Raw genomic sequence first — 10,313 nt, 5'->3', positions numbered from 1 at the left:
AACATCCACACCCACGCAAATCAGCAAGCGCAACAATGCCTAGAACCGTTGGAATAACGCGGTTCTCTCGGCGTGTCGAATTTCCTCCGTCACACGCTTGATTTGCGGTTTCCCGGGCGGATGCCCGAAAAAATTCCTAGTAATAATTATCCATCCGGTGTGTCGCCGTCATGTTACGAATTATCTGAACAGTCGGTTACATCTTGGCCACCTGAAACCAGCGCCAAAAAACCAGCACCAATCAGTGCTAAGACTTGAGTCATGAAGAAGATCGCAGTATTAACCGGTGCCGGCATCTCCACCTCGGCCGGCATCCCGGATTTTCGTGGCCCCGACGGGGTATGGACCAAACATCCGGAACAAACAAGCGTCTACGATATCGACCTGTTCCTCCACGACCGCGAAGCCCGTGAATATTCATGGCGCTGGCAGAAGGAGTCACCCGTCTGGAACGCGCAGCCCGGCACCGCACATCTGGCGCTTGCCAAACTCGAACGAGCCGGCCTGCTCACACTGCTGGCCACGCAAAATTTTGACGCGCTTCACGAAAAAGCCGGCAACAGCAGCAACGTCATCGTCAACCTGCACGGCACCATCGACACCAGCCACTGCATGAAATGCCATGCCGCATACAATACCGCCGACATCATGGCCCGACTGGACGCCGACCCCGACCCGCACTGCCATCGCAAGCTCAAATATGCCGGCGACATGCCCTGCAACGGCATCATCAAAACCGATGTGGTGTATTTCGGAGAGAATCTTCCCGAAGGCGCGATGGAAAAATCGTATCGCCTGTCCAGTGCAGCCGACGAGCTGTGGGTCATCGGGTCAACACTCGAAGTGATGCCGGCGGCCAGCATAGTCCCCGTGGCAGCACAGGCCGGGGTGCCGATCACCATTATGAATATGGGCCGTACGCAATATGACCGTCTGGCAACGCGACTCATTCGCGACGACATCGCCACTGCGCTGCCGAAACTGGTGGACGAGGAGATCGCCGCCAACAAGCGCCAATAATCATTGAGGCGCATACATTCCGCAAGTAATAGTCAGCGACAGTAAAGGACCGCGTATTCGCCGATCCCGCGGATCATGCACGTCACCGGGTACTTGCCGGCTCATTATGCATGATCCGCGGACTTGGCAGATACGCGGTCCCTCACTATGCGAATCCGACTGCTGGCAAGCAGCGCACGATTCCACACCGATTCAGTAAATGCGCTTGGGACTGTAGCCGGCGGCACGCAACGCGGCGAAGACCTGGTCGATATGGTCGGGACCGTTGGTCTCGACCGTGACGCCCAACGACACCGCGTCGGTATAACGCGAAGCCTTGAACTGATCGTGATCCAGCGCAATAACATTGGCGCGTTCCTTGGCGAGGATGGTGGCGACCTTCACCAGCTGGCCGGGGGTATCCGGCAACTCAACTTCGAAATTCATGATACGGCCGCGGGAAATCATGCCCTTCTGAATCACCGCTCCGATCGATACCGTATCCTCATTGCCGCCGGACAGGATCGGCACCACCACATGCGGACCGGCGGCGGCGGCAAACTTGCGTGAACGCAGGTTCAGATGCTCCAGCGCAGCCAACGACACCGCGCCAGCGGCCTCGACCACCAGCTTGTGCTTCTCGAGCATCAGCAGGATCATCTCGTTGATGTCGCGCTCGGACACCGTCACCAGATCATCCAAAAACTCATTAAGCAGCGCAAAGGTCAGATCTCCGGGACGCTTGACGGCCACCCCCTCGGCCGAAGTCAGCACCTGATCGGCCGGAACGACGCGACCGGCGGCCAGGGAATTCTTCCAAGCCGGGCTTCCCTCCGGAATCGCGCCGATAACACGCACATCCGGCTTGAAGGTCTTGATCGCCAAGGCCACGCCGGCACCAAGACCACCGCCGCCAAGCGGAACGACCACATCGGTGACATTCGGCACATCCTCAAGGATCTCCAAGCCAATGGTGCCCTGACCGCACAGCACCTCATAATCATCGAACGGAGGCACGTAGATCATGCCCTCGGTGGCGCTGAGCTCCTGCGCACGCGCGGCGGACTCGTCGAACACCTCACCGTACAGCACCACATCGGCGCCATAGGCCTTGGTGGCGTCCACCTTCAGCGGCGGAGTGATCTGCGGCATGCAAATCGTTGCCTTGGCTCCTCGCTCACGGGCCGCATAGGCGACACCCTGGGCATGGTTACCCGCGGAGGCGGTCACAATCCCATGCGCAAGCTCCTCATCGGACAGCGAGGCGATTTTGTTATAGGCGCCACGGATCTTGAACGATCCGGTAACCTGCAGGTTCTCCGGCTTGAGCAGAATCTCGTGACCAGTCAGCTCACTGAGCGCAGGGGAGGGGATGATCTCGGTGTGACGGGCGGTACCCTTCAGACGCTCGGCTGCGAGCTTCAGTTCCGCCGCATGGTCACGCTGCAGCGCCTTCAAAACATCTTTCTGTTCCATGCCGGATATTGTAACGCGCGACCGCGCCTCCCCACCGACGTCCTTCCACGTGCGCCACACACGAATCACCGCACTTGCCTGGCCTGAAAAAGAACCGCCTGGGCGGGATGCAGAGACAGCACGCGGATGCCGTATCGCAGCAGAGCCTCGCCGTCCATCACCACGCCCTCCCCGTTCCACCAGCCGAGTTCGCTCTGCCCGTTGGCGATCCGAGAATCCGCCGCATCAAGTGACGGGGCAAGCGGGCTTACATGGTACAGACGGGCGGGATCAAGCCCCGGCAAGCGGACGGGAGCCGACGGATACGTCTGACTGGACGTGAGTTGCGTAAAGCGATAGACGGCGGCGGCGCGGTCCGGCGACACCATGCCGTCAAGCCGCACGGCGGGATCGGAGACGTCACCATGCACGCAGGTATCGATGGCGAACCAGTCGCGATGTTTCTTGAACTCGTTCGCCCATATGGCAAGCTGGTCAATCGCTTCGCGGGGCTCGATGCTGAGGTTCCATTCAATGCCCATATGCCCGAAGAATGCCATGGCCATACGCAGCTCCTGACTCGTGGCGCGATGCGTGGCATGGGCGGGACTGGCGCCGACATGCTCGCCGATCATCGCGGGCGGCACCAGCAGCGATGTGTAGCGCTGGATATCGGCCCGCTCCACTGGATCCACGCAATCCGACGCCCAGATGCGATCGACGTATTCCAGAATGCCGAGGTCCACGCGACCGCCGCCTGAGGAGCAGCTTTCGATTTCCAGACCCGGATGCCTGCGTTTCAAACCGGCGATGATACGATAAACGGCCAACGTCTGATAGTGGACGGCGGGACGGCCGGAACGACGGGACACCGGCTCGGTGACCAATTTGTTGTGATCCCATTTGATGTAATCGACGCCCAGTTCGTCAATCAGCGAATCCATGCAATCGAAGACATAAGCAAAGGCATCCGGATTCGTCAGATCCAACACCTGTTGACTGCGGCCCTGCATGGGAAGTCGCGTATCGGTGGGTGACAGAATCCACTCGGGATGCTCACGCGCCACATTGGAGTCGGGATTAACCATCTCGGGCTCGAACCACAAGCCGAACTGCATTCCCTTGCCATGCACGTATTCGGCGAGCGCTTTCAACGATTTCGGACCATCAGGCCACACCTCCTGCGCGATCTGCCAGTCTCCGAGTCCGGAGGTGTCGTCTCGGCGGGAACCGAACCAACCGTCATCCACCACGAAGCGTTCCACACCGGCGGCCGCCGCCTGATCGGCCAATCGCCTCATAGTGTCGTACCGGTGATTGAAATACACGGCCTCCCAACTGTTCAACAGCACCGGACGGCCATGCGAGAACAGACGCGGGTGCCGGCTGCGAACGTATTCGTGGAAGCGGGCGGACACTTCGTTCAGGCCGTCGCCGAAGGAACCATACACCCATGGGGTCGTGTATGCGCAGGCATCGGCCCCACCCGGCAACATGACCTCGCCGCCGAACAGCAGCTCGCCACCGCCAATCACCCCCTGCGTGTACGGCAGCCGTTCGGCCGACAGCACGGAATTGCCGCTCCACGCCACATGCACGCTGTACACTTCACCGGATTCGAAGCCGAAACCAGGTCGGCCAGCATTCAGCAGCAAGCTTGCGTCGAAATCCGGTCGTCCCACGAACGCGCTTTTTTCAAAGCGCCCGATGGTAAGCGGCTGGCGCTGCGGGGACCGTTCGCGCAGATGGTGCCCGGTAGTGGTCAGTATTTCACTGGCCGATGCGGGCAGTGGGAAGCTCAACTCCACATGGCCGATTTCCAGAGGCGTCGAACGATCGTCAAACAGATTGCGCACAGTGGCCCGTTGGCGGACCAGCCCTCCCGGAACAAGCTGCGCCTGCCATACCAGTTCGACACCCAATTCGACGTCGGCGGCCGTAACCGTTACACCGGGGACCGTGCGCCTGCCGGTGGTGCGTGCGACGCCGCAGACATCAGTGATGTCTTCCGGCCCCTTGGCGGCATTGAAATCCAAGGTGGCGCGCATGGAGCCGGATTGCTCCGCGTCGACATTCACCTCGCCAACGGTGAATTTGGGGAACAACTCCGTACCGCCGCGGCGCAACACCATTCGCGGCTCGCCGATCCAGGATTCCGCCTGCGTGGGCATGATGGACGGCCATGGCGTCTCGTCCAGCGCGCCGGACACGCGCTGCGGCTTAAGAGCCGCATACGCATTCAACAGGGTTTCGGGGTGGGCGAGCGGGCGGCCCCAGTGCACAATGCGAGGCAGCTCTTCGCCGCATGACGCCAATCCGAAGGCGGCGCCGGCGGCGCTGTCTTCAAGATAGACAGCCGTCAGCTTCGCGCCGTCATGAGTTTGCCTTTGGAAACGTTCGGTTCGCGACATCGCAGCCTCCTTGTCCTCACCGTCTGGGCGCAAAGAATTCGGCGAGCAGCATGGCGGACTCCCGCTCGAGCACGCCGCCGTAGATTTCGGGGGAGTGGCCGATATGGGGATCGCGCGGAATATCCCAGACGGAACCGCAGGCGCCGAGCTTGGAATCCCACGCACCAAACACAATACGGCCGATATGAGTCTGCAGGCACGCGCCGGCGCACATCGGACACGGCTCCAACGTGACCACCAAAGTGCAGTCGGCGAGATTCCAAGCGGCGGCCGCATGGGATCCGCCCGCCCGGGCGACGCTATCCGCAGTGGCGGAACATGCAGCGCCCAAGGCGGAGGCGCGGTGTTCCGCAGCCTGACGCATGGCGAGAATCTCAGCATGCGCCAATGGATCGCCATGCACTTCGCGGGTGTTATACCCCCTGCCGATTACAACGCCCGACGCGTCAAGCACCACCGCACCAACCGGCACGTCACCGGCGGCAGCCGCACATTGCGCCAACGCCAGTGCTCCGCGCATCGCCTGTTTGTCATCCATGACATTCAGTCTGCCATGACCGCCAACGCAAATCCGTCGAACACTCCGCGCATAACGTGGGAAATCGGCGGATTACGGCTGAGCCAGCCAGCGCGGCGGAGCAACGTCACGCAAGCGGAGCAAGCGGGCCGGTATGCCAGATTCGCTGAAGGTAATCCTCCATCGAGCGGTCGGAGCTGAAATAGCCGGAGTTCGCGACGTTGAGCAGGGCCCTGCGGTTCCACTCGAGCGGATCGCGATACAGAGCCTCGATATCGGCCTGGATCTCGGTATAGGCGGTGAAATCAGCCAAGGTCATGAACCAGTCCTTGGTCAGCCAGTCAGCCACAAGCGGCGCGTACACGGTGCGGTCGCCATTCGAGAAGGTGCCGTCGGACACCATGTCGATGGCCTGCTTGAGCCTCGGATCCGCCTCATAGTACTTGGCCGGATCGTAGCCCTTGTCGTACAGGTCCTCCACCTCGTCAACAGTCATGCCGAAGAGGAAGAAGTTCTCGGCGCCCACACGTTCACGAATCTCGACGTTCGCACCGTCAAGCGTGCCGACGGTCAATGCGCCGTTGAGAGCGAATTTCATGTTGCCCGTGCCGGAGGCTTCCTTGCCGGCCTGGGAAATCTGCTCGTCAAGATCAGTGGCCGGAATGAGGTGCTGCGCCAAGCGGACATTGTAATTCCAAGGGAAGTAGACCTTGAGCTTGCCTTTCACATCAGGATCGTTGTTGACCACGCGAGCCACGTTATTGATGAGCTGAATGGTCAGCTTGGCCATGTAATAGCCCGGGGCGGACTTGGCGCCGAAGAACACGGTGCGCGGCAGCACGTCGTCGGCCGAAATCTTGCCGGTCTTGATGTCGGCGTAGCGGGCGATCAGCGCGAGGATCTTCAGAGCCTGGCGCTTGTACTCGTGCAGACGCTTGACCATCGTGTTGAACATGGTGGAGGTGTCGAGATCGAAACCATACTCGCGCTTGGCATAGGCGGCGAAATCGTCCTTGTTGGCCTGCTTGACGGCGGCGAACTTCTTGACGAATTCATCATCCTGGGCCAGCGGAACCAGCCCCTGGAGCATTTCAAGATCGCTCAGCCACTTGTCCGTGCCAAGCCCCTCGGTAATCAACGCGGACAGGCGTGGGTTGGCGAGACGCACGAAACGACGCGGAGTGACGCCGTTGGTGACGTTGGTGAACTTCTCCGGGAACAGGTCGGAGAAGTCGCGCAGCGTAACGTCCTTCAACAGCTGGGAATGCAATTCGGCCACGCCATTGACGTGCGAGCCGCCCGCCGTGGCGAGATACGCCATGCGAACCTTCGGTTCGGCTTCGTCGGTGACAATGCGCATACGCTCGATGCGCTCCTTGTCGCGCGTCATCGTCCTGAGTTCGGCCAGGAAGTGATCGTTGATCTCGTTAATGATCTCCAAATGACGCGGCAGCAGCTCGCCGATCAGCTTCGCCGGCCAGACCTCAAGCGCCTCAGGCAGCAGGGTATGGCAGGTGTAGTTGAAGGTCTTGGTGGTGATGCCCCAAGCGGTATCCCAGTCGTAGCCGTATTCGTCGATCAGGATGCGCATAAGCTCCGGAATGCCGATCACCGGATGCGTATCGTTGAGCTGGAAGGTGATCTTGTTCGGGAAGGTGGTCAGATCAGGCTTGTCCTGACCGGGGTAGAACACGCGGATGGCATCGTGCAACGAAGCGGCGACGAAGAAGTACTGCTGCTCCAGACGCAACGCCTTACCCTGCGGCGTGGAATCCTCCGGGTAGAGGATCTTGGAGATGTTCTCGGCTTTGACCTGCGGTTCGACGGCGTCCAGATAGTCGGACTTGTTGAACGTGAGCAGATCGAACTCGTCATAACTTTTGGCGCGCCACAGCCTCAGCGTGTTCACACGGCCGGAGGCATACCCGGGAACCAGATAGTCCACCGGCACGGCACGCACCGACCAAGACGGCTTCCACACCTTCCTGCCGGCTTCCTCGACCACCTCGCCGCCGAAATCAACCTTCTGCGAGCGGTTGTAGTCGACATGACCCCATGGCTCCTCATTGGTCAGCCAATAGTCGGGCTTCTCGATCTGCTTGCCGTCCTTATCGAAAGCCTGCTCGAAGATGCCGTACTGATACTGGATGCCATAGCCAAACGCCGGCACACCCAACGACGCAAGGGAGTCGATGAAGCAGGCGGCCAGACGGCCCAGACCGCCGTTGCCCAAACCCGGCTCGTGTTCGGCGTCGATAACCGCCTGCGGGTCGAATCCCAAGGTCTTGACGGCCTCATCGAACTCACCGATCATGCCGGCATTCAGCAGGGCGTTGCGCAGCTGCTTGCCCAGCAAGAACTCGGCGGAGAGGTAGCCCACGGCCTTGGTGGTGCCATGGACCATGTCGGACTGGGTTTTGAACCACGAATCCATCAGATGTTTGCGCACGGCGAGAGACGCGGCGACATAGATGTCAGACTCCGTTGCCTGTTCCGGCGTCACGCCCTGGGCGTACTTCAGTTGTTCGCGAATCTCGTCGACAAATTCCGCCGTGGTGACCGGAGATTTCGGTGCAGTGATTTCAGTCATATGGAGACCCTCTTTCCTTGCGGCATTCCCTGCATTCATTATGCCCCGTGTCGGGAGTCGCCGCATACCACATGCATGAACTCTGTGTAACAGACCATCAAACTATCGAGAGCAGCAGGACGGCGACGTCACCGCCGGCCCACGGCCACGTTGCCCGCATCTCAGAGCCGTGCCACAATACGGCATATGGCGGTTATACGGAGACAAGACCTTGCCACAGGGCGCGAGGCATGGCATCAGTGGCGCGAAGCGGCGAAGCAGATAGCCGGCAGCGGCCCGTCTCGGACGGCGAGCGGAAACGATGCGGACAATGCGGAAAACAAGGAACTCAGACTGGCTGTCCATCCGGACATGCCCCGACCGACATGGGCCATGGCGGTGCGCTACACATTGCATCTGCTCGAATGCCGCGCACCCGGCGAAGGCGTGGAAGTCCGCGTGGCTCCGTGGGGCGCCATCAAGATCCTGGACGGCCCCGCCTCGGACCCCCACAACCTCACACCACCCGACGTGATTGAACTGGAACCCGACGTATGGCTCCGCCTCGCCTCCGGCGTGACAACATGGGACGAGGAAAAAACTGCCGGACGCATCAGCGCGGTGGGGGAGCGCGACGACCTGAGCGATCTGCTGCCGCTCTAGCGGTATCGCGCCCTCTCTCACGCCTTCTTGTGCTTCAGCGCGCTCGGCATGGGAATGGGAATCGGACGATGGGGTTTCGGGGTGGCTTTCGCCGACGCCGCGACGGAAGAAGGCTCACCGCTAGTAGCCTTCGCCGCTGCCTCGGCCGCTTCGGCAGCCCATTTGGCATATTCATCGAGGTCATCGTCCCGTTCCGACGGGGAGTCTGACTGAACATCGGACACCTTGGCTGAAACGCCGGACCTGCGATCGTCACCCTCAACATCGGCGAAAGGATCAAAGGAACCGGTACCGACTTCCTGGGCGCTCAGTTCTTTGGCCAACTCGTCATAATCGGTATCCGTAGTCAGGTACTTGAGCTTACGGGCAATTTTCTGTTGCTTTGCTTTTTGACGTCCGCGACCCATGTCTGTGATCCCCTGACTTACGATTCTCGAGTTTCGATCAATTCATCACATAAGAGAGTACCACTTGTTCGGTTGTCGGCTTGAACTTTTACCATAAAAGCGAACTTTTGTACCGTTTTCACACAATGACAAGGGACGTGGCAATGACTGACGAGCAGGCGGAAGCACGGTTGACAGCAGCCGGCAACGAAATGAGCGCAAGTTTTCTGGCAGCGAAGAAACGCTCGGACGCGACGCTCGCCAAGCTCGAAGCCAACCCCGGCAAATTCACCATGCTCACCGGCGACCGCCCGACGGGCCGTCTGCACCTCGGCCACTATTTCGGCTCCATCAAGGAACGCGTGGCCATGCAGAACCGCGGCGTGAACACCAATATCATCATCGCGGACTATCAGGTCATCACCGATCGCGACACCACCGAGCACATCGAGGACAATGTGCTCAATCTGGTGCTCGATTACATGGCAGCCGGCATCGACCCAGCCAAAACCATGATCTTCACGCATTCCGCCGTGTCCGCCGAGAATCAGCTCATGCTGCCGTTCCTGTCGCTGGTCACCGAAGCGGAGCTGCACCGCAATCCGACCGTGAAATCCGAGATGGAGGCATCCGGCCACGCACTCACCGGTCTGCTGCTCACCTATCCGGTGCATCAGGCATGCGACATTCTGTTCTGCAAGGCCAACGTGGTGCCGATCGGCAAGGACAACCTGCCGCATGTCGAAATCACCCGCACCATCGCGCGTCGTTTCAACGAACGCTACGCCAAGAAGAGTCCGGTGTTCCCCGAGCCCTCGGCCATTCTGTCCGACGCACCGGAAATTCCGGGTCTTGACGGCCGCAAGATGAGCAAGTCCTATGGCAACTCGATTATGCTGGGCGCCACCGCCGAGGAAACCGCCAAACTCATCAAGAAGAGCCCGACCGATTCCGAGCGCCGCATCACCTTTGACCCCATCGCGCGCCCGCAGGTTTCCGCTTTGCTGACCACCGCCGGATTGGTGACCGGCCGTGACCCGAAGGATATCGCCGAAGAGATCGGCAATGCCGGAGCAGGGGCGTTGAAGAAATACGTGATTGATTCGGTGAACGAGTTCCTGGCACCACATCGCGAGCGCCGCGCCGAATTGGCCAAGGATATGGACACCATCCGCGACATTCTGCATGACGGCAATGCCCGCGCCAACGCGATCGCCGAGGAGACGCTCGATCAGGTGCGTTCCGCCATGGGTATGAAGTACTGAGGGCTGATCCAGCTCTGGCGACCTCTGAATAAGACCCTACTGAATGCT

General features: G+C 60.3%; 8 protein-coding genes. 3 read left to right on the top strand and 5 right to left on the bottom strand.

The window, feature by feature from the left end; translation table 11 throughout:
• Nucleotides 1-261 precede the first annotated feature (261 nt).
• On the top strand, nucleotides 262-1,020 hold the full coding sequence (locus B2994_RS07035; protein ID WP_291527661.1) for an SIR2 family NAD-dependent protein deacylase: 759 nt from the start codon (nucleotides 262-264) through the stop codon (nucleotides 1,018-1,020).
• Nucleotides 1,021-1,212: 192 nt separating this feature from the next.
• Here B2994_RS07035 and ilvA read toward each other — a convergent pair whose 3' ends face one another.
• From ilvA to B2994_RS07015, 4 genes are all read right to left on the bottom strand, one after another.
• On the bottom strand, nucleotides 1,213-2,475 hold the full coding sequence (gene ilvA, locus B2994_RS07030; protein ID WP_291527660.1) for a threonine ammonia-lyase: 1,263 nt from the start codon (nucleotides 2,473-2,475) through the stop codon (nucleotides 1,213-1,215).
• A gap of 65 nt (nucleotides 2,476-2,540) precedes the next feature.
• Complete coding sequence (locus B2994_RS07025; RefSeq protein WP_291527659.1) at nucleotides 2,541-4,865, bottom strand: alpha-galactosidase; 2,325 nt, start codon at nucleotides 4,863-4,865, stop codon at nucleotides 2,541-2,543.
• A 16-nt stretch (nucleotides 4,866-4,881) separates the two neighbouring features.
• A complete protein-coding gene (locus B2994_RS07020) occupies nucleotides 4,882-5,403 on the bottom strand; it encodes a nucleoside deaminase (RefSeq protein WP_291527658.1) in 522 nt (173 codons plus the stop codon).
• A 106-nt stretch (nucleotides 5,404-5,509) separates the two neighbouring features.
• Nucleotides 5,510-7,972: a glycogen/starch/alpha-glucan phosphorylase gene (locus B2994_RS07015; protein WP_291527657.1), complete on the bottom strand. Its 2,463-nt coding sequence runs from the start codon at nucleotides 7,970-7,972 to the stop codon at nucleotides 5,510-5,512.
• Between the two features lie 186 nt (nucleotides 7,973-8,158).
• Here B2994_RS07015 and B2994_RS07010 point away from each other — a divergent pair, with 186 nt between their 5' ends.
• Nucleotides 8,159-8,614, top strand: a complete 456-nt coding sequence (locus B2994_RS07010) for a sterol carrier family protein (RefSeq protein ID WP_291527656.1) — start codon at nucleotides 8,159-8,161, stop codon at nucleotides 8,612-8,614.
• 17 nt (nucleotides 8,615-8,631) lie between these two features.
• Here B2994_RS07010 and B2994_RS07005 read toward each other — a convergent pair whose 3' ends face one another.
• Complete coding sequence (locus tag B2994_RS07005) at nucleotides 8,632-9,021, bottom strand: DUF3073 domain-containing protein (protein WP_291527655.1); 390 nt, start codon at nucleotides 9,019-9,021, stop codon at nucleotides 8,632-8,634.
• Nucleotides 9,022-9,164: 143 nt separating this feature from the next.
• On the opposite strand from B2994_RS07005, the gene trpS reads away from it, so the two are divergent.
• On the top strand, nucleotides 9,165-10,265 hold the full coding sequence (trpS, locus tag B2994_RS07000; protein WP_291527654.1) for a tryptophan--tRNA ligase: 1,101 nt from the start codon (nucleotides 9,165-9,167) through the stop codon (nucleotides 10,263-10,265).
• Nucleotides 10,266-10,313 lie beyond the last annotated feature (48 nt).

It is taken from the genome of Bifidobacterium sp. UBA744 (genome assembly GCA_002298605.1).
Lineage (GTDB): Bacteria > Actinomycetota > Actinomycetes > Actinomycetales > Bifidobacteriaceae > Bifidobacterium.
This window is presented reverse-complemented; position numbering and strand designations above follow the sequence as displayed.